This is a genomic window from Trinickia fusca (assembly GCF_003628145.1).
Lineage (GTDB): Bacteria > Pseudomonadota > Gammaproteobacteria > Burkholderiales > Burkholderiaceae > Trinickia > Trinickia fusca.
On the sequence record NZ_RBZV01000001.1, the window covers coordinates 260,484 to 284,946 of the forward strand.

Consider the following 24,463-nt stretch of genomic DNA (forward strand, 5'->3'; position numbering starts at 1 on the left):
CGGCGCGCAAATGGACTGCGCAGGGCTCGTTCAGGCGAGGGGTTGAGCGGGTAACGCGGTACCGGCTGCCCCCGAGAGCGCCGTGACGGTGGCGCCTTTGCGCAACGTGTGCGGCAGGGTGAGGGAGAGCGAGTCGCCGTCATCGGCCCCTTCGATGCGAGCGATGAGCCGCTGCCAGGCCGCGCAGCCGATCTCGCGGTTGGGCGCGCAGATGCTTGCAAGCGGCGGCGAGAGCAGTTCCCCGACGGCCAGTCCGTCGAAGCCGAGGATCGACATGTCCTCGGGCACCGAGAAGCGGGCCCGCCGCAGCCCGCGCATGACGACCATCGCGAGCAGGTCGTTGCTGCAAAAGAGGGCGGTGGGACGCGCCGGACCCGACGTCAGATGGGCAAGCACCGCCGGCGAGAGTTCGTCGGCATTGAAATCGACTTCGAGCGCCGGCCTGGGCGTCAGGCCGGCCAGCTTCATGGCTTCGGTATAGCCGCGGTAGCGCAGCCGCGCGCGATCGGACTCGGCGAGCGTGCCGGCCAGCATCAGCACATGCTCGTGACCGTGCTCGATCAGCATGCGCACGCCGTCGAAGGCGGCCCGGCGGTTGTCGACCGAGACGGACGGGCGCCGTGCGGTATCGTTGTGCATCAGCACATACAGAGAGCCGTCGCGGTCGAGCTCGTCGAGCAGCGGGTGGGTATCGGCATCGGCGACGGTCAGGATGAGCCCTTCGACACGTTGCGCGAGCAGCGTCTCGATGGCATGGCGCTCGCGATCGGCATCGTATTGCGTGGTCATCAGCATGAGCCGGTAGCCTTGGCTCGCAGCGAGGTCGTCGATGCCTTGCAGGCACTCGGCGAAGACCGGGTTCGCCAGCGTCGGCAGGACGACGCCGATGAGCCGCGTACGCTCGCCGCGCAGCTGACGGCCGAGTGGGCTCGGGCGGAACTGCAGCGCCTCGATCGCGTCCCGGATTTTCGCCAGGGTCACGCGATTGACGGTGTGTGGGGCGTTGATCGCGCGCGAGACCGTCGCAATCGAGAAGCCGGCATAGGCGGCTACATCCTTGATCGTGTGTTTCATTGCAGTCGGTACCGTCCGGTAGTGCTCGAATGAAAACGTTTACGCCTCAACGATTATCCGCGTCGATTATGACTGAGCAATGACGCTTTGGCTTGCGAAATCCAGCGGAAAAGTTACGCCGGCGGCTTGGCGCGTTGGCCGCCCGTAGGCATAATCGGTCGCGGTCGGCCCCGACGAACGCACGGGGCAGCCGATTCTTCCTTATTCACCCCCTTTCCTCAGAGAAAAAGGATCGACGCGTGAGCCTTTGGTTTTTGATTTTCTTAAGCGTGCTGCAAGGCGTCACCGAGCTGTTCCCCGTCAGCAGCCTCGGCCACACGCTGCTGGCGCCGGCGCTGGCCGGCATGCACATCGACAAGCACGCGCCGCAGCTGATTCCGTTTCTCGTGGCGCTCCACCTGGGCACCGCGTTCGCCCTGCTGTGGTACTTCCGCAAGCGTTGGGTCGCGCTTTTCTGCGGGTGGCTCGGCACGTTCGCCGGCCGCCGCAGCGATGACGGTCACATGATGTGGGCCCTTATCATCGGCACGATTCCGGCGGGGCTCGTCGGCCTGTTGCTCGAGAAGCGCCTTGAGCGCGTGTTTCACGACCTGCGCATCGTCGCGCTCGCGCTGATCGTCAACGGCCTGCTGCTGTGGCTCGGCGACCGACTGCAACGTTCGCGTGCGCATCGCCCGCCCGAGAAGCTCACGTTCAAGCAGGCATTTCTCGTCGGCTTGGCGCAAGTGGGCGCGTTGATCCCGGGCTTTTCGCGCAGCGGCCTCACGATGATCGCGGGCAATGCGGCAGGCCTGACGGCCGAGAGCGCGGCGGAGTTCGCGTTCCTGCTCGGCACGCCGATCATCTTCGCAGCCGGCCTGCTCGAAGTGCCGAAGCTGTTTCATGCGCCTGGCCAACTTGCCGACGCGTTGCTCGGCGGCGTGCTGACGGCAATCGCCGCTTACCTGAGCGTGCGGTTTCTCATGCGCTATTTCGAAGGCCGCGGCCGCCTCGCTGCGTTCGGCTTGTACTGCGTGGTAGCGGGCGGGTTGTGCCTGGCCTGGTTCATGACGCACGGCCAGCCGGTTTGACGGCGCGGGGCCGCGTATCTTCGCGGTCCGCGTTCAAGCTTGGTACGGGGGATCGGGTATAATCCGGCCCCCGGCACGCAATGCGCAGCGTCGCCGTACAATTCTGGCTCCGCCTCCCCATAGTTCAACGGATAGAACACGGGTCTTCTAAACCTGAAATCGAGGTTCGATTCCTCGTGGGGGGGCCACAAACCGCTGGCACGCTAACCCTTCACGCCGCGGCTTCCCCATTTTCCTCGCTGACAATACGCCAGACCGCGCTCCCGGCCGCGCATGGGCGTGTCGCTTCGTATTCGTTTCCGTTCCCGTATTCGTTCCGAGTTTGTCCACCGGTTTCGCTGGCGGTCGATTGCGCGCAAACCGAGTCGCTTGACGCCGCCTACCAGTTTCGGACCGATCCGAGATAGCCGAATGGGTTGGTTCGTCGCACACACGCCTGCCTGCGGGGTAGATTGGCTCTTCCCGGTTTGACGAGGTGGTCAGCTCGTTTGAGGCAGGCGTTGGTTTTGAGATGTTCGGGCAGATGTCCGAAGTCGTGGTCATCATGAACTTCCGAGACGCTTTGCCGCCATCATGACGTGGCAACAGGCAGTATTTCGCCCCAAGCCGGATACGGCATCGCGCGCCTGCGCGATGCCTCCAGAAACGCGCGCTCGACTGCAAGCGAGCGGCAACCACGTGATAGGCGAGGCAGTGGATGGCGAAAATCAGCTACGTGCAAGGCAGGCTGCGCCGCGTGTGCGGCGTGGGTGATGGCGCAATGTTCGGCACCGGGTCCGGTGACAAGGAGCAAGACAGCATGGAAATACGCTTAAACCAACTGGAGAAACTGACGGCGGACATTCGCGAGCGTACGGCTCGCGTCGAGGCAGGTCTGGCGTACGTGGCGACCAAGCAGGACGTCGCATCGGTGGAATCGACGCTCCTGAAGTGGTTCGTTGCGACGGCCATTGCATTGACGAGCCTGGCCTTTGCAGCAGCCAAACTCGTTCATTGATCCGCCTGCTTGGTTGTGGCGCTCGCTCGCGCGCGTCAGTCGCTCAGCATGCGAGAAAGCGCCGCCGCATTGCGTTGCGCCAGGTCCTCGTAGCAGTTGTTGAAAATCACGTGCACCTGCGCGGCGCGCTGCGCGAGCGCGCGAATCGGGGTGGCCACCTCGGTCAGCTCGGTTTCGCTGTAGTCGTAGTTGAAGCGTTCAGCGGCGGACGCGCTACCCGCCCACGTTTCGGCGTTGCGCCCGTGCAGGCGCACGATCGCCAAGTCGGGCGAGGTTGTTTCCCATACGGTACTGGCTCGCGTTCGCACGCCGTTCGGCGCGTCCATGACGACATGCACGAGCCCATGCGCGCGCTCGAATGCGAGCGTCGCCTCCCAATGTGCTTCGTCTAACCAACTGCGGTTGCGGAATTCGAAGGCGGTTGGGTACAGGCGCATATGATCGGCGCAATCCTCGAGATGTGCACGCTCGCGGGGGGCGCTCGTGATCCACGGCGCGAACTGAAACAGCACCGCCCCCAGTTTGCCGGCTGCGTGCAGCGGTTCTATCACCTCAAAAAAACGTCGCCATAGCTCGTCTACGACTGCGGCCGGCACATCCCGGTAGTAGAGATACTTGGCGTCGGTTTTCGGCAGCTCGGTCTGCAGGTCCTTCGGCAGACATTTCGGCTCTGTCTGGTGTCCTGTGAAGAGTCGGAATGCTTTGATGTCGAACGTGAAGTCCGGCGGTGTCCGTGTATTCCACAAAGCGGCAGTCGGAGCACTCGGAATCGCGTAATACGACGAGTCGACTTCCACCAACGGGAACTGGCTTGCATAGAACCGCAGACGATCCTCTGACGTCGAACAGCCCGCAGGGTAGAACCGCCCACACTGGATGAGCGTCGTGTCTGTCCACGACGCAGTGCCGATCTTGATCGACATGACGCCTCCCGTACGTCATCGGGCTCACGCGTAACGGCGGAGCAGCACCGGGCGCGTTCGCCAGCGCGTATCGGTAGTACGGCACGGGCTGGGCTGTCTGGCTATTCGATATAACCCTCGAAGGCCAAGCGCTGCTTTTGGATGGAGCGGCCTATTCCCTTTTTCTCGCTTGAGTTTTATTGCCTTGTTGTTAAATGGGGTGGTATTTCAATCACAAAAAATCGGCGATTGATCATCTAAAAGATAATTTAGGACTAAGTGAAGTTCGATCGTTGTTCTCGTTGTCTTTGAGATGTATCTCAATGATGAATGGCGTTGTTTGTGCGGATTGCATGGGCTAGAATCAGCGCCCATCGCCCGTCCGATCGGTGGCTTGGAGAGGGTGATTTGCGAGAAGAACTCGTGCGACTTCTGCGTGCGGTCATAAAAATATCGAATGTTTTTTCATAAAATCGGCATGCGCTGATCTGTGTTTTTGATTGCGGTGTGGTGAAATCAAATGGCTCGGCAGTGATTTTATTGGTGAGATGAGTCGCAATAACGAGGGCGAAAACGTATGACCATCCGAAAGATCTTGTTGCTGTCTCGTCCCAAGCATCGTATTCGCGTTGCATTGCTGGACGATCATCCGATCGTCGCGCTTGGCGTCGCGACGTATTTGCGCGATCACGCCGATTTCGAGGTCGCCGCGAACGTCGAGACTGTCGACGAGTTGTTCGCGGTGCTCGAGCACGACGCCTACGACGTCGCGCTCGTCGATTTCTATTTGCCCAACGATCGCCTTGACGGCGCTGCGTTCATCAAGCGCTTGCGGGTGCACGCGCCTTCGCTCGCGCTCGTCGTGCTGTCGGCCGCGCGGCCTGACGATGCCGAGTGCGTGTGCCATCGCGCCGGCGCCAATGCGTTTCTGGAAAAGGCTACGCCATTGCCGTTGATCGCCGAGACAGTGCGTCAAGCCGTCGCCTCGCCGAAAAAGTTCTTTGTCATTCGGGAAGGAAAGATCCAGGCCAGCACTCCGCTGCCACGCGAGGACACGTTGTCGGCCGCCGAAATCGAGATCCTTCGGCACATCGCGGAAGGGCTATCGGTCACGCAAACGGCCATGCGTTTGCGGCGCAGCAAAAAGACCGTCAGTACCCACAAGCGTAGTGCCATGCGCAAGCTGAAAGTGGCCGACGACCTGGGGCTGGCGCTGTTTCTGAAAGAGAAATTCCGCTACTGACCGCATCGAGCGTGTGCGATGTCTGCCTGGGCCTTTACGATTACGCGCGTTCCCTCTCGGCTACCGCCGTCTTGGCGCGGTCGGCTCGCAGGAGTCGTGCTGTGTTCAGGCGTGAGCGTGCTTTCTCCCCAAGCGTCGGGGGCCGATGCGGTCTTGCGGGCGGCCACCTACCGCCATCCGCCCAGCGCGCTCGAGTACACCGACTACGCCGGTGTGCGTCAGGGCGTCATTCCCGGTGTGCTGCGCGAGATCGTCGATCCTCGAGGCATCGCGCTTGCATACCGTCCCGTCGCGTCGGTCGATGAGGCGCTCGCGGAGTTGCGCAGCGGCAAGATCGACGCCATGCCGATTGCCTGCGCCGATAAGCGGGCGGGCATGGACCTATGGGTATCCAAGCCCTATGCGACGCCGGCTGCCGGTGTCATCGTGGCGCGCGAGTATCCGGCGCCGCATTCGCTCGCGCATCTGGCTGGCCGGCTCGTGGCCGTGGCACCCGGCAATCTCGGCGGCGCCGTGCTCGCGGCACACGCCGCCAGCGCTCAGCTGATCGAGGTGGCTGACACGCTGGCCGGGCTCGAAGCGGTCGCAAGCGGGCGGGCCGACGCGTTCGTCGATATCGACGACGTCAACGCCGGCATGCTGGGCACGCTCGCGAGCGGTACGCTGCGTACGGCGCCGTTGCCATCCACCGTGCCGCTATGCTTCGCGGTGCGAGGTGACAACGCGAGCGTCGTTTCGCTGATCGAGCACGGCCTCGCGCGGCTGACACCCGCGCGGCGCCGGGAGCTTCAGACGCCGCCCAGCACCTCGATGCTCAACGCGGCGGCGAAGCCCTTCATGTTGACAAGCGAAGAGCGGGCGTGGCTGCAACGGCATCCGGTCGTGAGCGTCGGCGTGCAGCGCGTGGGTCCGCCCTACGACTACCTCGACGATCGCGGCGTATGGCAAGGGCTGGCCGGTGCGCTGCTGCGTCGCTTCGCGGAGAGCGCCCATGTGCAGTTCAAGCCGGTGCTGATCGACGACTCACGCTCGCTCGCCGGCGCACTGCGCGACGATACCGTCGCGCTTGCCGCTTCGTTTCCGGTCGGCGCGGATGAAGCGCCCGACGGTGTCGCGCTCACGCGTGCCTATGATGCATTCCCGTGGTCGATCGTGCGGCGTGCCGACGAGCCGGCGCTCGCCACGCGGATCGCCACGAATCCGTGGCGCTTGCACAGCGTCATGCCGTTGCCGTTGTTCGACAGGGCAACGATCGTAGCGCGCACGAGTGCTGCCGACGCGCTAAGGGCGGTGAGGGCAGGCAATGCGGACATCGCGCTCGTGAACGCGATCGCCGCCGAGCAACTGGCCGATCGCGATGCGCGCGGCCATCTGACGATCGATGCCTCCATCGCCGGCATCGAGCGCATCGGGTTTGCGGTCGATGCGCGCAATCGCACCCTGGCGACCATGCTCGATCGCTATCTGGCCTCGTACAGCCAGCATGAACTGGCACGGCTCGCGAGCCATTCCCGGCCGGCGTCCGTCGTGCTTGGTTATGACAAAGGGGTCGTGATCGAGCTCTCGATCGCCGTCACGTCGATCGTGGCGGCCGTACTCGCGACGCTGCTGTGGGCGTATCGCCGTATGCGTAGGGCGCGGCGGGCAGCCGAAGCAGCGCACGGCGAGGCGATCATTGCGCGCGAGCAGGCTGAAGCGGCCGATCGCGCGAAGTCGGCGTTTGTCGCAGTGATGAGCCACGAGATTCGCACGCCGATGAACGGCGTCGTGGGCGTGCTCGATTTGCTCGAAACGACAACCGTCACGTCCGAACAGCGACGCTACCTGAACGTGGCGCAGCGTTCGGCGCAACTGATGCTGCGCGCGATCGACGGCACGCTCGACTATCTGAAGATGGAGCAGGGCGCGCTGCCGCTAGAGCAAGCACCGCTCGACATCTGCGCGCAGGCTGCGGCCGTCGTCGATTTGCACGTGCCCCTCGCGCAACGCAAGGGGCTGCCGCTCTATCTGGCGGTCATGCCGCATTTCGATCGTCACATCGTCGGCGACGAGGCTCGCATCAACCAGATCGTGACGAACCTGCTGAGCAATGCGATTCGCTTTACGAGCGAAGGCTATGTGCTGGTCGAAGTGCGTCACCGGCATGTACGCGGACAAAGCTGGCTCGAAATCGTCGTCAGCGACACCGGGACCGGTATTTCCGACGAATACCGCACACGCCTTTTCACGCCCTTTACTCAACAGGACAGCTCGACGACGCGCCGGTACGGTGGAACAGGTTTGGGATTGTCGATCGTCAAGCGCCTCGTCGACCGAATGGACGGCACGATCGACGTGGCGAGCGCGCCTGGTGTCGGTACGCGCGTGTGCGTGCGGTTACCGGTCGTGTGGGGCCAGCCCTGCCGCCGTTGGCCGGTCGCAGCGTCGTCGAAAGCGTCGGTTTGCGTGCCCATACCGGCGCTGGCGCGCGCGCTGCGAGCCGCAGCTCGCAAGACCGGCATGCAGCTCGTGCGCGAGCGAAACCAGGCAGACGTGCATTTGAACGTCGATGCGGTTGGCGCCGTCGTGGCCGCTCGCCGGACGGCGCCCCCGCAGGTACTGCGCTCGATCGACGAACTGGCGCAGGTGCTTGCGAATGTCCGGCCAACACGGGAGGCCCATGCGAGCTGCGAGCGATCGGGGCCGGAGATCGCCTGCGAGCCGGCATTGCCGCGCTTCGCCGGGACCGCAGGCGTGCTCGTGGTCGAGGACAACCCTGTCAATCGCGACATCATCGTCAGGCAGCTGGCGGCACTTGGCGTGACGGCGACTGCCGCCAGCGACGGCCTCGAAGGCTATGCGTGCTGGCGGCAGACGCGTCCGCGACTGATACTGCTCGATTGCCATATGCCAGGGATGGACGGCTATGCACTCGCGCGCGAAGTGCGAGTGCACGAGCGCGATAGGTGCGCTCGAACGGTGATCGTCGCGATCAGCGCGAATGCGACGTTCGAGGACGCCCAGGCATGCCGAGCAGCAGGCATGGATGATTGCCTGATCAAGCCGATCACGCGTGCGAAACTCGCCGCGGTGCTCGACAAGTGGATGGAGGCGCGGGATGTCGAAGCTGATCGGGCCCATTGAAATGCGGTATGGCATCCCGCTCGAGTTGTCGGAGTTGACGGCGCTATATGGCGCCGCGGACCTGCACGGGTTGATCGTGCGCGCGCTGGAGCAGCTGGCCCAGGAGCGTGCGGCACTCGATGCGCATGTCGCGTCGCAGGCCTTTGTGAAAGCAGCCGATGCCTTGCATCGGCTGAAGGGAACGGTCGCGTTCTTTGGTGGGCAAGCCTGCGACCTCGATACACTTCATCGTGCGGAGCGGGCGCTGCGCGCCGAGGACATCACCCTCATCGCCCAGACACTGCCTGCGGCATGCCGGCTTCTTGGTGCCTTCGCCCACGCGCTCGATGATCATTGTGCGTCGCTCGAATTCGAGCGCTGACAGCCCAGCGATCGTCACACGGCCCCGCCTGTTTCGATGTACTTGTCGAGCCGTGCGCGTAGGCGCGAGAGCCGTGAGCGAACCGTGCCGACAGGAATGCCGAGTGCGGCCGCCACCTCGACATAACTGCCGTTATCGATAAACAGCAATTCGAGCATTCGTTGCTGCTCGGCGGGCAGCGATTGCGCGAAGTCGACCAATTTGGAAAAGCTCTGCTTGACCGCGATGCAACGTTCGGGGGCGCGCGTATCGATCAATTCCTCCTCGTGATCGTCGATGCTCACCACGACAACGCGGGCGTCATAGGCGCGCATGACGTGGTTGCGCAGCACACTGAGCGCAATGGCGGTCAGCCACGTTTTCGGTTGCGCCGTGCCTCGATAGAGCGCGCGATTTTCCCAGGCGCCCAGGTAAGTGGACTGCAAGATGTCCCGGGCATCTTCCGCGCTGCCTACACGCCGCATGATGAAGCGATAGATTGCTTGCCCATGCATGCGATACCAGCCATCGAATTCGGCTGATGCGGCTCGATCGGCGGCGGACGACTTCGATCCATCCCAGGGCGTCAAAATCATTGGCTCGAATGAAATCTAATTTGTTTTCGACGCCGAATCTTTGAGTTCGCCTGTCTGCGGAAATCAATTTTGATATGGAAATAGGACGGGGTTACCCGCGTCGGAGCGCCCGGTGGGGGCGGCGTGAACCGTTGCTGCCCAAGAGCCGCTGCAAGGAGAAAAAAAGGCGGCCGAGGCCGCCTGAAGGTCGCTTGTGAAGCGGCCGTTGCTTAACTTGGGCGGACCTCGAGCGCATCAATGCGCCGGCGCCAGATCGAGCGCGTTCGTCAGATCTCCCATCGGTGCATGGCCGTTCGCGACGAGCGCTTCGTCGCGTTCCTTGACGCCCGGCAGCACCGGCAGCCCGTAGCGGCGCGTGATGAAGCGCAGGATAGATGTCGTGTCGTACTGCGTATGGTCGACGTAGCCTTTCTTGGCGAAAGGCGAGATCACCAGTGCGGGGATGCGCGTACCAGGCCCGAAACGGTCGGCTTTGGGCGGCGAGACGTGGTCCCAGAAGCCGCCGTTCTCGTCGTAGGTCACGATCACCACCATATGCGGCCACTGTGGGCTCTTTTCTAGGTGCGCGATGACCTCGGCCAGATGCGCGTCACCTGAGGCCACGTCGGTGTAGCCCGCATGCTCGGTCAGATTGCCTTGCGGCTTGTAGAACGCGACCTGCGGCAGCTTGCCCGCGTCGACGGTCGCCAGGAATTGGGCACCGTCGATGCCGCCGTCGAGCAGGTGTTCGGCGCGCGCAGCCGTGCCCGGCGCCAGATCGGCGAAGTAGTTGAACGGCTGATGATGCGGCTGGAAGTTCGGCGTCGAGCGGTTAGGGCCATAGACGACGCCGGTCTTACGCTCCTGCGTTGCCGCCAGTGCTGCATCCCATGCGCCGCTATACCATGCCCACGTCACGCCGGCGTCGCTCAGGGAGTCGCCGATATGGCGCTGCGTCTGGGGCGGCAGCGTGGTCGGATTGGCGGGGTCGGCAAAGCGCGCATCGCCGCCTGGCGCAGGCTTGTTGCCGCTCGGCTGATAGGGAGGCTGCATCGTGTTGACGGCGTAGAAGTCGGGCGTCAGGTTGCCCGACTTGATGAACTTGGGCGGGCCGTCGAGCGCCGAAGGCGGCGAGTTTTTCGCGACCGTCAATATGACGCCGTCGGGTTCGACGGCCGAGATCGAACCGGCGGCAGGGCTCTTGTCGGCATGCGGGTAGATCGGCGTGCATGCGCACACGAGCCACTGGTGATTGAGGAACGAGCCGCCGAACGCACCCATGAAGAAGTCGTCGGCGAGCGTGTAGCGCTGCGCGATGCGCCATAGCGGCAATTTCTCGGCGTCGAGCGTGTAATGGCCCATCGTCAGCGCGCCCGAGTCGGCCCATGCGGCAAACATGTCGTTCCTGCCGCCGTCGATCTGCATCTGGTTCTCATAGAAACGGTGCCACAAGTCGCGCGTGGTCACGTGCTGCGACGTGTCGAATCCCTGCGGATCGTCGATAGCGAACGGCGCGTTCGGCAGTCGCTCCGTCATGGCTTCGGTGACGGCCGGCACGACACCCGCTTGCGTGAGCCCTCCCCAGATCGGTGGCAGCGTCGCCAGCGGCTTGCCGTCGCGGTCACGCTGCACGGCGCTCGCGCTGGTCACGTTCTGCAAGCCGTTGGCGCCGGGAAAACGTCCGTACAGGTTGTCGAAGCTGCGGTTCTCCGCATAGATGACGACGATGTTGCGCACGTCGGAAAGCGTCGGCTGGGCCTGTGCCGGCGTTTCGGCGCAACCGGCGAGTGCACCGAACGTGGCGGCGGCGACGGCCGCGAGCGCGAGCGGGGCGATGCGAAAGAGCGGTCGAGTGGCGTTCATGGGCATCCTTGGGTTCGTCGTCTTGGTGGGCCTGATCGAGCGGCGGCACACCCAGGCGGTGCAGCGGGGGAGTATGGCAGCATCGTTTGACGGATTCACGTCAGGCTCGTTTTTTCGCCAAGTTGGACGCTGCGCTCGCGCATGAGCTAGGCTATCGGCCGCGCGTGCCACGTCGCAGTCTATCGTGCCGTGGCCCGCGTATCGGCCTGCTCGAACAAGGAGGAGCGAAGTGGCGACGAGTTTGCGGTGGCGCGTGCGCGAGGGCCATGCGGCGGCCCGCCGGGTGACGAGATGGACGTTGGCGCGCGCGCTTGCCCTGCTGGTGGTCGTGTCTTGCGTGGCGGCATGCGATCCGCGTGGCCCGGCCTCCGATACCGTCGCATCGGGCAGTGCGCCGCAAACGCGCGCGCAAGTGTACGAAGCCGTGCGCAAGAAGGCGGCGCTCGGCCGTCAGCTTTTTTTCGATGCGTCGCTGTCGGGTTCGGGCAGGCTCGCTTGCGCGTCCTGTCATAGCCCCGGTCACGCGTTCGGTCCGCCCAACGCGTTGCCGGCGCAGCTCGGCGGCCTCGACATGAAGCAGTCGGGCTTTCGCGCAGTGCCGTCGCTCAAGTATCTGCAATCGGTGCCACCGTTCGTCGAGCATTTTCACGAGTCCGACGACGACGGCGACGAAAGCATCGACGCCGGGCCGACTGGCGGTCTCACGTGGGACGGTCGCGTCGATCGGCGCGCAGCACAGGCGCGCATTCCTTTGATGTCGCCATTCGAGATGGCGAGCTCGCCCGCGCACGTGGCGCGAGCCGTGCGTGCGGCGCCGTATGCGCGTGCGTTTCGCGATGCGTACGGCCCGCACGTGCTCGATGACGATGCGGCCGCGTTCGACGCAGTGCTCGACGCATTGGCAGTTTACGAGCAGACGCCGGCCGTGTTCGAGCCGTATTCGAGCAAGTACGACGCGTATCTGGCTGGCCGCGCGAGCCTGAGTCCGGCTGAACTGCGCGGCCTGCGGCTCTTCGAGGACGAGCGCAAGGGCAACTGCGCGAGTTGCCATCCGAGTGAGCCGACGGCATCGGGTGCGGCACCCCAGTTCACCGATTTCGGCCTGATCGCACTCGGCGTGCCGCGTAACGAGGCGCTGGCCGTCAATCGCGATCCGCATTTCTTCGATCTCGGCGCATGCGGGCCGCTGCGCACCGACTTGCAAGGGCGCGACGACTTTTGCGGCCTGTTTCGCACACCGACGCTGCGCAACGTCGCGACTCGGCACACGTTCTTCCACAACGGCGTTTATCGCTCGCTCGAGGACGTATTGCGCTTTTACGTCGAGCGTGACATTTATCCCGAGAAGTTCTATCGCGTCGTGGCTGGACGCACACGTAAGTTCGACGATCTGCCGCAGCGCTACTGGGGCAACGTCAATACTGACCCGCCGTTCGATCGCAAGCCAGGTGATGCGCCGGCGCTCGACGACGCGGAGATTCGCGACGTGATCGCGTTTCTCGGAACGTTGACGGACGGCTATCGAGAGGGGGGCGGCGAAGTGTTGCCCAAGGAGGTTGCGCGATGACACACGCACGCACGGTGTCCTGCGGAGTGGTCTTGCTCGATGAGCAAGGTCGTGTGCTGCTCGCGCACGCAACCGATACCACGCATTGGGACATTCCGAAAGGACACGGCGAGGAGGGGGAAGCGCCGATCGACACAGCGCTGCGGGAGCTGTTCGAGGAGACGGGCATCGCGCTCGCGCCCGAGCGGCTCACGGATCTCGGCCGTTTCGTCTATCGGCGCGACAAGGATCTGCACCTGTTCGCCGCGCGCGTGGCGCTCGGCGAAGTGGCCATCGAGCGTTGCGTCTGCACGTCGCTGTTCCCGAGCCGGCGCGACGGATCGATGATTCCGGAGATGGACGCGTTTCGGTGGGTCGAGCCCGAACAGGTCGAGCAGTATGCGAGCCGCAGTCTCACGCGCGTGTTCCAGACCACGCTTTCGCTCGCCGAGCTGCATCGCACGCTATGAAGATGAAGAAGCGGGCAGGCGGTGCGACACCGCCTGCCCGAGCGCACGTACTGATCGCTTAGGCCGGCTTGCCCCAGCTGTCGCGCAGGCTCACGATGCGGTTGAACACCGGCTGGCCCGGCTTCGAATCGTAGCGATCCGCCACGAAGTAGCCGTGGCGCTCGAACTGGCAACGGTCTTCGGGCTGCATCGCGTCGGCGCCCGGTTCCAGGTACGCCTTGGCGACGCGCTTGGAGTCAGGGTTCAGCGCCTCGAGGAAGTTGCGGCCGCCTGCGTCGGGTTGCGGTTCCTTGAACAGCCGGTCGTACAGGCGCACTTCAGCCGGCACCGCATGCGCGGCGCTGACCCAGTGGATGTTGCCCTTGACCTTGTAGTTGTTCGCGCCTTCGGTGCCGGACTTGCTGTCGGGGAAGTAGTTGCAATGCACGGCGACGATGTTGCCATGCTCGTCCTTGTCGCAGCCCGTGCATTCGATGACGTAGCCGTAGCGCAGTCGCACCTTGTTGCCGGGGAACAACCGGAAATAGCCCTTCGGCGGCGTTTCGACGAAGTCCTCGCGTTCGATCCACAGCTCGCGCGAGATCGGGAACGCGCGCGTGCCGCGCTCGGGGTGGTGCGGGTGCACCGGCGCGCTGCAGGGCTCGGCCAGATCGGCCGGGAAGTTGTCGATGATCAGCTTGAGCGGATCGAGCACGGCCACGGAGCGCGGTGCCTTGTCGTCGAGGTCGTCGCGCAGCGCGCCTTCGAACACGCTCATGTCGATCCACGAATCGACCTTCGTCACGCCGATGCGCTCGCAAAAGAGCTTGATGCCGTCGGCCGTGAAGCCGCGCCGACGCACGCCGACGATCGTCGGCATACGCGGATCGTCCCAGCCGTCGACGTGGCCTTCGGTCACGAGTTGCAGCAGCTTGCGCTTGCTCGTGATCGCGTACGTCAGATTGAGCCGCGAGAACTCGATTTGCTGCGGCAGCGGCCGCGTGAATTGGCCGGCATCGGCCAGTTCATTGAGCACCCAGTCGTAGAGCGGACGATGGTCTTCGAATTCGAGCGTGCACAGCGAGTGCGTGATGTTCTCGATCGCGTCCGAGATGCAGTGCGCGTAGTCGTACATCGGATACACGCACCATTGGTCGCCCGTGCGGTAGTGATGCGCGAAGCGGATGCGGTAGATGACCGGGTCGCGCATGTTCAGGTTCGGCGAGGCCATGTCGATCTTCACGCGCAGCACGTGCTCGCCTTCCTTGAACTCGCCGGCTTTCATGCGGCGGAACAAGTCGAGGTTCTCCTCGGGCGTGCGGTCGCGATAGGGCGAGGGCATGCCCGGCTCGGTCAGCGAGCCGCGCGTGGCGCGCATCTGCTCGGCCGTTTGACTGTCGACATAAGCCTTGCCGCGCTCGATCAGGAGCTCGGCGAACCGATACAGCTCGTCGTAGTAGTCGCTCGCGTAATAGCGGTGCTCGGTGCCGTTCTTTTCCCACTCGAAGCCGAGCCAGCGCACGGCGTCGACGATCGAGTCGACGTACTCGACGCTTTCCTTCTCGGGGTTCGTGTCGTCAAAGCGCAGATGGCACACGCCGCCGTAGTCGCGTGCGATGCCGAAGTTCAGGCAGATGCTCTTGGCGTGGCCGATGTGCAGATAGCCGTTCGGCTCGGGCGGGAAGCGCGTTTCAATGCGCCCGCCCCATTTGCCGGTGCGGTTGTCCTCGTCGACGATGTTGCGGATGAAATTCGACGGCGTGGCCGCCAGGGCTTCGTTGCGTTCGGTGTTCATGCGAAAGTGGAAATCGGCTTGAAGAGCGCGGGCGCGCCCTCTCTGATCCGGCAATTCTACCCTGAGCGGCCCGGTTCGGGCCCGTTGCGTGGCGTCTCCCGTGGCGCGGGCCGCGTGCGGCGCCGCTGTAACAGGACGTAAATCGTTTTGCTCACCTACACATCGTTCTCTACGATGCGACCCGCATAAGGTGTGAAGGCGCTCGCCACGCGCGCGCTGCGCTCTCGCTTTTACCGTTTCGTTTTCAAGAATTCTGCTGATCAGCCATGAAGATTTCGACGTTTGCCAAGCTCTCCATCGTTGCCGTGGCCTTGTCGAGCCTCTGTGCGTGCTCGTCGATGTCGCGCTCGCAGAAGCACGCCGCGATCGGCGCCACGGCAGGTGGCGCGATCGGCTATGTGCTCACCGGCGGGCCGATCGGCACGATCGCCGGCGCGGCCGTCGGCGGCCTCATCGGCGCGGGTCACTGACCGCGTTCAACCTTCCACGATCGAAATCGCGAAGCCGTCCCATCCCTTGCTGCCGACCGTCTGAATCGCGGTCGTGGGCAAGTGCGGGTTCGCGCTCGCCATCTCGAAGTAGCGGCGCACGCCGATCGCATCGGGGTCCTGATTGTCGCGATCGGCCACCCGCCCATTGCGCACGACGTTGTCGCAGACGATCACCGTGCCGGCGCGTGAGAGCTTCAGGGCGGCCTGCAGGTAGTCGGGATTGCTCTCCTTGTTCGCGTCGATGAAGATGAAATCGAACGGCGCAGTCTTTTCCTCGATCATTTGGCGCAGTGTTGCGACGGCGTCGCCCAGGCGCACCGTCACCACGTCGGCAAGCCCGGCGTGCGCGACGTTGCGGCGCGCGAGCTCGGCATAGTCGGGGTTCACTTCGAGCGTCGTCAGCGTGCCGCCCTGCGGTAGCGCGCGGGCCAGCCAGATCGTGCTGTAGCCGCCCAGCGTGCCGATCTCGAGGATGCGGCGCGCGCCCTGGATGCGCGCGAGCAGATGCAGAAACCTGCCCTGGTTCGGCGCGACGTTGATCGCCGGCAGGCCGGCCTCGCTGCTGCTGGCCAAGGCGGCATCAAGCGCAGGGTCGAGCGGCACGAGGGTGCTGCACAGATAGTCGTCGACGGCGTTCCACTGTTCCATGCTCATAGCGTGCATCTCCTTTCGGTCAGGGCGTGCTGATTCTTGCGTGTCGGTGCTTAGTCGGTGCTCATCCTACGCGCCAAGCCGCGAATCCTGTTCGCAAGTCAGCAGGCCGGCAGGCCGGCCTGCCCGGCGATCGTGCCGCCGCCCTCAGATCGCGGCGCGCTCGCGTAAGCGGGCGAGCGTCGCGTCGTCGTAGCCGAGCAGCGTACGCAGTACTTCGTCGGTATGCTCGCCCAGCATGGGCGGGGCCGTACGCACCTGCGGCGGCGTTTCGCTCATCTGGATCGGGCTGCGCAGGAGCGCGGCCGTCGCCCCGCTCGAATGCGGCACCTCGACGCGCATGCCGCGCGAGCGCACCTGCTCGTTCTCGAACACTTCGGCCAGATCGTTGATCGGGCCGCAAGGCACGCCGGCCTGCTCGAGGCTGGCGATCCATTCGTGCTTGCCGCGCGTCTTGACCATCTCGGCCACGAGCGGCACGAGCGTGTCGCGGTGGCGCACGCGCTCGGGGTTCGTCGCGAAGCGCGGATCGTCGGCGAGCTCGGGCCGTCCGCCCACTTCGACGAACTTGCGAAACTGCGCGTCGTTGCCGACCGCGACGATGATCCAACCGTCGCGCGTCTGAAACGCCTGGTAGGGCACGATGTTTTGATGCGCGTTACCCCAACGCACGGGCGCCTTGCCGCTGGTCAGGTAGTTCGCGCCCATGTTCGCGAGCATGGCCACCTGCACGTCGAGCAGCGCCATGTCGATGTACTGGCCGGTGCCGGTGCGGTCGCGGTGCGCGAGTGCGGCCAGCACGGCGACCGTCGCATACATACCGGTCATCAAATCGGCGATCGCGACGCCTGCCTTTTGCGGGCCGCCGCCGGGCTGGCCGTCGCGCTCGCCCGTGATGCTCATGAAGCCGCCGATGCCTTGCACGATGAAGTCGTAACCGGCGCGCTCGGCCAGCGGCCCGGTCTGACCGAAGCCCGTTACCGAGCAGTAGATGATGTCGGGCTTGACCTCGGCCAGCGAGGCGTAGTCGAGGCCGTATTTCTTGAGCTGGCCGACCTTGTAGTTCTCGAGCACGACGTCGCTTTGCGCCGCGAGCTCGCGCACGATGCGCTGCCCTTCGGGCGTCGCGATGTCGACGGTGACCGAGCGTTTGTTGCGGTTCGCGCACAGGTAGTAGGCGGCCTCGCGCGTATCCGCCCCCTCTGGCGTTTTCAGGTACGGCGGCCCCCAGTGGCGCGTGTCGTCGCCGGCGCCGGGCCGCTCGATCTTGATCACGTCGGCGCCAAGATCGGCGAGCGTTTGCGCGCACCACGGACCCGCCAGCACGCGGGTCAGATCGAGTACGCGAAGATGGCTGAGCGCTCCCATGTCGGTCGATGTCTCCTCGAAGTCGTCCACGTTCACGAAGGCCCGGGTTGGCCGGAGCCGCCCCGCATCTTAAGCGTTTTTGCGACGGTAGCCCAACCGCGTGAGCGCCCGGTGAGGGCGCACGCGCGACATTTCCGTATAATTGGTCGTTTAGGTGAGAGTAGCCCGGCCTGTCCAGGCGTGGCTGCTTTCCGGTCGAGACCGTCGTCCCCCAGTCCTCTATGAAAGCCGCCGAAATCCGCGAGAAATTCCTCAAGTTCTTCGAATCGAAGGGCCATTCGATCGTCCGCTCGTCGAGCCTCGTGCCCGGCAACGACCCGACGCTGCTCTTCACCAATTCGGGGATGGTGCAGTTCAAAGACGTGTTCCTCGGCGCCGAGTCGCGTCCGTACACGCGTGCGACCACCGCGCAGCGCAGCGTGCGCGCCGGCGGCAAGCACAACGACCTCGAGAACGTCGGCTATACCGCGCGCCACCATACGTTCTTCGAGATGCTCGGCAACTTCTCGTTCGGCGACTACTTCAAGCGTGACGCGATCCATTACGCCTGGACGCTGCTGACGAGCGTCTACCAGCTGCCGAAGGAAAAGCTGTGGGTCACGGTCTATCAGGAAGACGACGAGGCCTACGACATCTGGGCGAAGGAAGTCGGCGTGCCGACCGAGCGCATCATCCGCATCGGCGACAACAAGGGCGCGCGCTATGCGTCCGATAACTTCTGGCAAATGGCCGATACGGGTCCGTGCGGTCCGTGCTCGGAAATCTTCTACGACCACGGTCCCGACGTCTGGGGCGGCCCGCCGGGATCGCCTGAAGAAGACGGCGACCGCTACATCGAGGTCTGGAATCTCGTGTTCATGCAGTTCAACCGCGATGCGCAGGGCAACATGACGCCGCTGCCCAAGCCGTGCGTCGACACGGGCATGGGCCTCGAGCGTCTCGCGGCGGTGCTGCAGCACGTGCACAGCAACTATGAGATCGACCTGTTCCAGGCGCTCATCAAGGCCGCAGCACGCGAGACCGGCGTAGCCGACCTGACGAACAACTCGCTGAAGGTGATCGCCGATCACATCCGCGCGTGCTCGTTCCTGATCGTCGACGGCGTGATTCCGGGCAACGAAGGCCGCGGCTACGTGCTGCGCCGGGTCGTGCGCCGCGCGATCCGCCATGGTTACAAGCTCGGCTGCAAGCACGCGTTCTTCCACAAGCTCGTGGCCGATCTCGTCGCGCAGATGGGCGACGCCTATCCGGAACTCGCCGACGCGCAGGCGCGCGTGACCGACGTGCTGCGTCAGGAGGAAGAGCGCTTCCTCGAAACCGTCGAGCACGGCATGTCGATTCTCGAAGCGGCGCTGGCCGAGCTCGAAGCGAAGGGCGGCAAGGTGCTCGACGGCGAGATCGCGTTCAAGCTGCACGATACCTACGGCTTCCCGCTCGACCTGACGGCCGACGTATGCCGTGAGCGCGGCATGAGCGTCGACGAACCGGCGTTCGACGAGGCGATGTCGCGTCAGCGCGAGCAGGCGCGCGCGGCCGGCAAGTTCAAGATGGCGCAAGGCCTCGACTATTCGGGCGCGAAAACGACGTTCCACGGCTACGAAGAGCAGATCTTCGACGATGCGAAGGTCATCGCGCTGTACGTCGATGGCTCGGCGGTACAGGAAGTCGCGAAGGGGCAGGATGCCGTCGTCGTACTCGATCACACGCCGTTCTACGCGGAATCGGGCGGCCAGGTTGGCGACACGGGCGTGCTCGCGAACGCGAGCGTGCGCTTTGCGGTCGCCGACACGCTGAAGGTGCAGGCCGACGTGATCGGTCACCACGGCACGCTCGAGCAAGGCGTGCTGAAGGTCGGCGACGTCGTGAAGGCCGAGATCGATGCGATTCGCCGCGCCCGCACGGCCCGTAATCACTCGGCCACCCACCTGATGCACAAGGCGCTGCGCGAAGTGCTGGGTTCGCACGTCCAGCAAAAGGGCTCGCTCGTCGATGCCGAGAAGACGCGTTTCGACTTCGTCCACAACGCGCCGATGAGTGACGAGGAAATCCGTCGCGTCGAGGCTATCGTCAACGCGGAAGTGCTCGCGAACGCGCCCGGCGTCGTGCGCGTGATGCCGTTCGACGAAGCGGTGAAGGGCGGCGCGATGGCGCTGTTCGGCGAGAAGTACGGCGACGAAGTGCGCGTGCTCGACCTCGGTTTCTCGCGTGAGCTGTGCGGCGGCACGCACGTGCATCGCACGGGCGACATCGGCTTCTTCAAGATCGTCGCCGAAACCGGCGTCGCAGCCGGCGTGCGCCGTGTCGAGGCGCTGACGGGCGACAACGCCGTGCACTACGTGCAGACGCTCGAGTCGCGCGTGAACGCGGTCGCCGCGGCGCTCAAGGCGCAGCCGTCGGAGCTCACGCAGCGTATTGGCCAAGTGCAGGATCAGGTCAAGTCGCTCGAGAAGGAATTGGCGGCGCTCAAGTCCAAGCTCGCGTCGAGCCAGGGCGACGAGCTCGCGGCGCAGGCTGTCGACGTGGCCGGCGTGCAGGTGCTGGCCGCCACGCTCGAAGGCGCCGATGCGAAGACGCTGCGCGAAACCGTCGACAAGCTCAAGGACAAGCTCAAGCATGCGGCGATCGTGCTGGCGGCGGTCGATGGCGGCAAGGTCAGCCTGATTGCGGGTGTGACGGCCGATGCGAGCAAGAAGGTCAAGGCCGGTGAGCTCGTGAACTTCGTCGCGCAGCAAGTGGGCGGCAAGGGTGGTGGCCGTCCGGACATGGCTCAGGCGGGCGGGACTGAACCGGCCAAGCTGCCGGCAGCGCTGGCCGGCGTGAAGGATTGGGTGCAAGCCCAGCTGTGATCGCCTGCGATGCCGCCGAGGCGGCATCGCGAGCAGGAAGGATCAAGATCGAAAAACCGCGGGCAGCGTTGCTCGCGGTTTTTTTCGTCGGTCGAGTGTGCAGGTTCGGCAGCCGACCTCGGCTGTTTGGCCGCTTGGTCAGGTAGGTTGAAGCACCGCCGCGCTACCGGCCGGAGCGGCCGGTACAGGCTCGAGCAAGGCGGTGCGCAGCGCATTGAGCGCGGCCGAAAAATGGCCTCGGCGCCAGATCAGCTGGGTGTCGACGGCACCCAGCTCGCCCAGCGAATGCAGCGTCACCTCGTTCGTCCCCCCAGGCAGCAAATCTAGCACCGAGCGCGGCGCCACAGCCACGCCGGCGCCCGCTGCCACACACGCGACGATCGCGTGATAGGAGCCCAGCTCGAGCACGCGGGCAGGGCGGATGCCGTGCTCGGCATACCACCGCTCGACATAGCCGCGATAGGCACAGCCATGCTCGAAGGCGATCAGCGTCGCGAGTGCGATGTCGCGGGCCGAGCGGATCGGCCGATGGCCGCGCGGGGTCAGCATCACGAGCGCTTCGCGGAAGACGGGCACGGCCTCGAACGGCTCGCCGAAGGCGCCGCCTTGCTCGGCCAGCTCGGGCGGCGTGGCGACGAGGGCCGCATCGATCTCGAACTTGCGCACACGCTCGATCAGGCACCCGGTGGTGCCGGTGGTCAGCTCGAGCGCGACTTCGGGCCATTGCTGGTGGTAGCGCGCGAGGACGGCGGGCAGGCGGCTCGCGGCCGTGCTCTCCATCGTGCCGAGCGCGAGGCGCCCGCTCGGGCGGTCTGCGCGCAACGCATGACGCGCTTCGTCGGCCAGCGCGAGCAGCCGCTCGGCGTAGGGCAGCAGCGTCTCGCCAGCCGGCGTCAGCACGAGACGGCGGCCGTCGCGTACGAACAGCTCGGTGCCCAGCTGTTCCTCGAGCTGCTTGATGCGCATCGTCACGTTCGACTGGACGCGGTTCAGCTTGGCGGCGGCACGCGTCACGCCGTTCTCGTGCACCACGGCGCGAAAGATGTTGAGCGCGGCCAGATCCATGGTTCTCTCCTGGAGATCAGTTCGATCAATATAATTCATTTTTAGAGATGGGTGGCGCGGAGTAGCATCGGTGATGAAGATAGATTCGTCCAATTGCCGAGGCATCGGCTCGGTGCGTGCTCGATCCGTCTGGGAACCGCTCCGCGCGGTGCGGTCTGATTTTCTTCGGACGAGATTTTTCATGGGCGATATCGTTGGCGATACGGGTGAGCGCCGCTTCACGGCAACGCCTGGCCCCGCGCATGTGGCGCTGGCCTGCATGGTGGTACTGGCGGTTGCGCTCGGCGTGGGGCGTTTTGCGTTTACGCCGCTGCTGCCGCTGATGCTGCACGGCGGTGGGCTCGACTTGCGGCAAGGCGGCTGGCTGGCCTCGGCCAACTACGCCGGGTACTTCATCGGGGCCATGACTTGCGCGGCGCTGCGCGTGGAGCCGGGGCGTGTCGTGCGCGCCGGACTCGTGGCGACGGTGTGCTTGACGCTCGGCATGGGGCTGATCGGCACGTTCTGGGTCTGGGCTGCGATTCGCTTCGTGGCCGGCGCCGTCAGTGCGTGGACGTTCGTGTTTGCTTCGCAATGGGGACTCGCGCGGCTGGCGCGACTCGGCGAGCCTGCCTGGAGCGGCCTCATCTACACCGGTCCCGGCATCGGAATCGTGGCGACGGGGCTCGTCACCAGCGCGCTTGCGCAACGCGGCGCCTCAGTCGGGTGGCTCGGCTTCGGCGTGCTTTCGGCGCTGTTGACCGTGGTCGTGTGGCGAACCTTTGCGCCGCGCGCATTGGGCTCACGCGACGATCGGCCCGCAACGCCGGCCAGCGCTGCCGGCAGCGGCAAGCTGCAGGTGGGCCATACCCAGGCGGAAGCGCCCGCAGCGGGGCGCGCGCAGCGTGCCGAAGGCGCATGGCTCGTGCTGCTGTACGGCATGCCGGGCTTCGGCTACATCATCACGGCGACGTTCCTGCCCGTGATCGCGCGGCAGGCCTTGCCAGGCTCGGCATGGCCCGATCTGTTCTGGCCCATGTTCGGCGCCGCCTTGATTCCCGGTGCGCTGTTTGCGGCGCGCCTGCCGTCGGCATGGGACAACCGCCTGCTGCTCGCGGCCTGCTACGTGGTGCAGGCGCTCGGTATCGTGTTCGGCATCGTATGGCCGAACGCGGCCGGCTTCTCCCTCGGCAGCATGCTGATCGGCGCGCCCTTTACGGCGATCACGTTGTTTGCGATGCGCGAGGCCCGGCGTCTGCGCGGCGATCACGCGGCGGGGTTGATGGGCTATGCGACGGCGGCCTATGGCGTCGGCCAGATAGCGGGACCGCTCGTGGCTGCGCCGATCGCCGCGCGCACGGGCTCGTTCGGGCTCGCGCTGTGGCTCGCGGCAGCCGTGTTGATGGTGGGGGCGGCCGGCTTGACGGTGCTCGCGGCGCGCAGGCGGCCGCGACGCTAGCGTCCGCGGCAGCCCGTGGGCGCCGGTCACGCAAAGCCGCTAGAATGTGCGCGTTTCAGCCTTCGGGCGCCGTTTTCCCGACCTCTCCCTCACACGCCCATGAGCGACTACCGTTTCTGCCCGCATTGCGCGACACCTCTGATCGACCGGACAGATCCCGAAGAGGACGGCGCCCGGCTGCGCCGTCTTTGTCCCGATACCGAGTGCGGCTATGTGCACTGGAACAACCCGGTGCCTGTCGTCGCGGCGATCGTCGAGTACGAAGGCAAGATCCTGCTCGCGCGCAACGCGGCTTGGGAAGAAGGCGTGTTTGCGCTGATCACCGGTTTTCTCGAAAACGGCGAAACGCCTGAAGACGGCGTCGCGCGCGAGGTGCTCGAGGAGACTTCGCTCCATGTCGACACGACCGAGCTGATCGGTGTCTATGAGTTCATCCGCAAGAACGAGCTCATCATCGCGTATCACGTGCGCGCGCACGGCACGATCTCGCTGTCGCCCGAACTGCTCGAGTATCGTCTCGTCGAGCCGGCCATGCTGCGTCCGTGGCGCGCCGGTACCGGGCAGGCGCTCGGCGAGTGGATGCGCCGCCGCGGGTTGCCGTTCGAGTTCGTCGAGCGAGCCGGCCAGTAGCCGCTCGTCGTCGCATAACGCGCGCGGCGCAAGGAGCGGACGAACGTGCAGTCGTGGATGGTCGCGGCACTGAACGGGCTCAGCTACGGGCTGCTCTTGTTCATGCTGTCGTCGGGGCTCACACTGATCTTCAGCATGCTCGGCGTGCTCAATTTCGCGCACGCGAGCTTTTACATGCTCGGGGCCTATGTCGGCTATACCGTCGCCGCGCGCGCGGGATTCTGGCCTGCGCTCGTGCTGGCTCCGCTTGCGGTCGGTGCGGTCGGCGCGATGCTCGAACGACACTTGCTGCGCCGCGTGCGCGCCCATGGGCCGCTGCACGAGTTGCTGCTGACGTTCGGCGTCGCCTATCTGCTCGCCGAGGCGGTCAAGTTGATCTGGGGACTCGGCACGCTGTCGATACCGTTGCCGCCCGCGCTCGATGCGCCGTTGTTCGTCTGGCACGGCACGGCGTTCTCTCGCTATCGCGCGTTCATGATGGCCGCGTCGGTGTCGACGCTCGGCGCGCTGGCCGTCGTATTGCGCTTCTCGCGCACGGGGCTCGTGCTGCGCGCGGCGCTCACGCATGCGCATGCCGTTCAAGCGCTCGGCCACGATGTGCCCCGCATCGCGACGCTCGTGTTCGCGCTCGGCACCGCGCTGGCTGCCCTGGCCGGCGTGATCGGCGCGCCGCTCGCGGTGCTCGAGCCCGGCATGGCCGAGGCCGTCGGGTCGATCGTGTTCGTCGTCGTGATCGTGGGTGGGCTCGGCTCGCTCGTCGGTGCCTTTGTCGCATCGCTGGCGATTGGATTCGTGCAGACGTTTGCCGCGACGAGCACGCTTTCGCTCGGTACGCTGGCGGCCGCCGCAGGGCTGCCGCTCGCGCCGGCGTGGGCGCAGCTGTCGGTCGCGCAACTGGCGCCGCTCGTGCCGTACGTGCTGCTCGTGGCGATGCTCGCCTGTCGTCCGCGCGGGCTGTTCGGCCAGCGTGGCGCCGACGCGTAATGGGGCATCCGAC

Annotated in this window: 20 protein-coding genes and 1 tRNA gene; 13 read left to right on the plus strand and 8 right to left on the minus strand. The window is 65.3% G+C overall.

Going from position 1 to position 24,463, the window contains the following annotated elements:
• Positions 1–30: 30 nt before the first annotated feature.
• Positions 31–1,074, minus strand: coding sequence for a substrate-binding domain-containing protein (locus D7S89_RS01145; RefSeq protein WP_121274896.1), 1,044 nt, complete (start codon positions 1,072–1,074; stop codon positions 31–33).
• Between the two features lie 239 nt (positions 1,075–1,313).
• Here D7S89_RS01145 and D7S89_RS01150 point away from each other — a divergent pair, with 239 nt between their 5' ends.
• The 3 genes from D7S89_RS01150 (at position 1,314) to D7S89_RS01160 (ending at position 3,141) form a co-directional block, all read left to right on the plus strand.
• On the plus strand, positions 1,314–2,144 hold the full coding sequence (locus tag D7S89_RS01150; RefSeq protein ID WP_121274897.1) for an undecaprenyl-diphosphate phosphatase: 831 nt from the start codon (positions 1,314–1,316) through the stop codon (positions 2,142–2,144).
• A gap of 113 nt (positions 2,145–2,257) precedes the next feature.
• Positions 2,258–2,332, plus strand: a tRNA-Arg gene (locus D7S89_RS01155).
• 509 nt (positions 2,333–2,841) lie between these two features.
• Positions 2,842–3,141 (plus strand): hypothetical protein, encoded by a 300-nt coding sequence (locus D7S89_RS01160; RefSeq protein WP_245982577.1) that lies wholly within the window; start codon positions 2,842–2,844, stop codon positions 3,139–3,141.
• Between the two features lie 35 nt (positions 3,142–3,176).
• Here D7S89_RS01160 and D7S89_RS01165 read toward each other — a convergent pair whose 3' ends face one another.
• Entirely contained in the window at positions 3,177–4,064 is an 888-nt protein-coding gene (locus tag D7S89_RS01165) for a DUF72 domain-containing protein (protein ID WP_121274898.1), read from the minus strand.
• A 556-nt stretch (positions 4,065–4,620) separates the two neighbouring features.
• On the opposite strand from D7S89_RS01165, the gene D7S89_RS01170 reads away from it, so the two are divergent.
• The 3 genes from D7S89_RS01170 (at position 4,621) to D7S89_RS01180 (ending at position 8,770) form a co-directional block, all read left to right on the plus strand.
• On the plus strand, positions 4,621–5,286 hold the full coding sequence (locus D7S89_RS01170; RefSeq protein ID WP_183085058.1) for a response regulator: 666 nt from the start codon (positions 4,621–4,623) through the stop codon (positions 5,284–5,286).
• A 117-nt stretch (positions 5,287–5,403) separates the two neighbouring features.
• A complete protein-coding gene (locus D7S89_RS01175) occupies positions 5,404–8,409 on the plus strand; it encodes an ATP-binding protein (protein WP_183085059.1) in 3,006 nt (1,001 codons plus the stop codon).
• The gene (locus D7S89_RS01180) at positions 8,384–8,770 is read left to right on the plus strand and encodes a hypothetical protein (protein ID WP_147426576.1); all 387 of its coding nucleotides are present in this window, start codon (positions 8,384–8,386) and stop codon (positions 8,768–8,770) included. Before D7S89_RS01175 ends, D7S89_RS01180 begins: the two co-directional genes overlap by 26 nt.
• Before the next feature lie 14 nt (positions 8,771–8,784).
• Here D7S89_RS01180 and D7S89_RS01185 read toward each other — a convergent pair whose 3' ends face one another.
• Together D7S89_RS01185 and D7S89_RS01190 are read right to left on the minus strand one after the other, a co-directional pair.
• Positions 8,785–9,345 (minus strand): RNA polymerase sigma factor, encoded by a 561-nt coding sequence (locus D7S89_RS01185; protein WP_121274901.1) that lies wholly within the window; start codon positions 9,343–9,345, stop codon positions 8,785–8,787.
• A gap of 234 nt (positions 9,346–9,579) precedes the next feature.
• Positions 9,580–11,187: an acid phosphatase gene (locus tag D7S89_RS01190; RefSeq protein WP_183085061.1), complete on the minus strand. Its 1,608-nt coding sequence runs from the start codon at positions 11,185–11,187 to the stop codon at positions 9,580–9,582.
• A gap of 253 nt (positions 11,188–11,440) precedes the next feature.
• On the opposite strand from D7S89_RS01190, the gene D7S89_RS01195 reads away from it, so the two are divergent.
• Complete coding sequence (locus tag D7S89_RS01195; RefSeq protein ID WP_121275963.1) at positions 11,441–12,754, plus strand: cytochrome-c peroxidase; 1,314 nt, start codon at positions 11,441–11,443, stop codon at positions 12,752–12,754.
• Positions 12,751–13,203: an NUDIX hydrolase gene (locus D7S89_RS01200; protein WP_121274903.1), complete on the plus strand. Its 453-nt coding sequence runs from the start codon at positions 12,751–12,753 to the stop codon at positions 13,201–13,203. The genes D7S89_RS01195 and D7S89_RS01200 overlap by 4 nt, the downstream gene beginning before the upstream one ends.
• Positions 13,204–13,261: 58 nt before the next feature.
• Here the strand turns inward: D7S89_RS01200 and D7S89_RS01205 are convergent, their stop codons facing one another.
• Positions 13,262–14,977 (minus strand): glutamine--tRNA ligase/YqeY domain fusion protein, encoded by a 1,716-nt coding sequence (locus tag D7S89_RS01205; RefSeq protein WP_121274904.1) that lies wholly within the window; start codon positions 14,975–14,977, stop codon positions 13,262–13,264.
• A 266-nt stretch (positions 14,978–15,243) separates the two neighbouring features.
• On the opposite strand from D7S89_RS01205, the gene D7S89_RS01210 reads away from it, so the two are divergent.
• Positions 15,244–15,447, plus strand: a complete 204-nt coding sequence (locus tag D7S89_RS01210) for an ornithine carbamoyltransferase (RefSeq protein ID WP_121274905.1) — start codon at positions 15,244–15,246, stop codon at positions 15,445–15,447.
• 6 nt (positions 15,448–15,453) lie between these two features.
• Here D7S89_RS01210 and D7S89_RS01215 read toward each other — a convergent pair whose 3' ends face one another.
• Entirely contained in the window at positions 15,454–16,122 is a 669-nt protein-coding gene (locus D7S89_RS01215; protein ID WP_121274906.1) for an O-methyltransferase, read from the minus strand.
• Positions 16,123–16,266: 144 nt separating this feature from the next.
• Entirely contained in the window at positions 16,267–17,487 is a 1,221-nt protein-coding gene (locus D7S89_RS01220; protein ID WP_121275964.1) for a CaiB/BaiF CoA transferase family protein, read from the minus strand.
• A gap of 221 nt (positions 17,488–17,708) precedes the next feature.
• Between D7S89_RS01220 and alaS the strand changes: the two genes are divergently transcribed.
• Complete coding sequence (gene alaS / locus D7S89_RS01225) at positions 17,709–20,333, plus strand: alanine--tRNA ligase (RefSeq protein ID WP_121274907.1); 2,625 nt, start codon at positions 17,709–17,711, stop codon at positions 20,331–20,333.
• 138 nt (positions 20,334–20,471) lie between these two features.
• Here the strand turns inward: alaS and D7S89_RS01230 are convergent, their stop codons facing one another.
• Entirely contained in the window at positions 20,472–21,398 is a 927-nt protein-coding gene (locus D7S89_RS01230) for a LysR substrate-binding domain-containing protein (protein WP_121274908.1), read from the minus strand.
• 181 nt (positions 21,399–21,579) lie between these two features.
• Between D7S89_RS01230 and D7S89_RS01235 the strand changes: the two genes are divergently transcribed.
• From D7S89_RS01235 to D7S89_RS01245, 3 genes are all read left to right on the plus strand, one after another.
• Positions 21,580–22,836 (plus strand): YbfB/YjiJ family MFS transporter, encoded by a 1,257-nt coding sequence (locus D7S89_RS01235; protein ID WP_245982580.1) that lies wholly within the window; start codon positions 21,580–21,582, stop codon positions 22,834–22,836.
• A 99-nt stretch (positions 22,837–22,935) separates the two neighbouring features.
• Positions 22,936–23,466 (plus strand): NUDIX domain-containing protein, encoded by a 531-nt coding sequence (locus D7S89_RS01240; RefSeq protein WP_121274909.1) that lies wholly within the window; start codon positions 22,936–22,938, stop codon positions 23,464–23,466.
• 45 nt (positions 23,467–23,511) lie between these two features.
• Positions 23,512–24,450 (plus strand): branched-chain amino acid ABC transporter permease, encoded by a 939-nt coding sequence (locus D7S89_RS01245; RefSeq protein ID WP_121274910.1) that lies wholly within the window; start codon positions 23,512–23,514, stop codon positions 24,448–24,450.
• Positions 24,451–24,463: the final 13 nt, after the last annotated feature.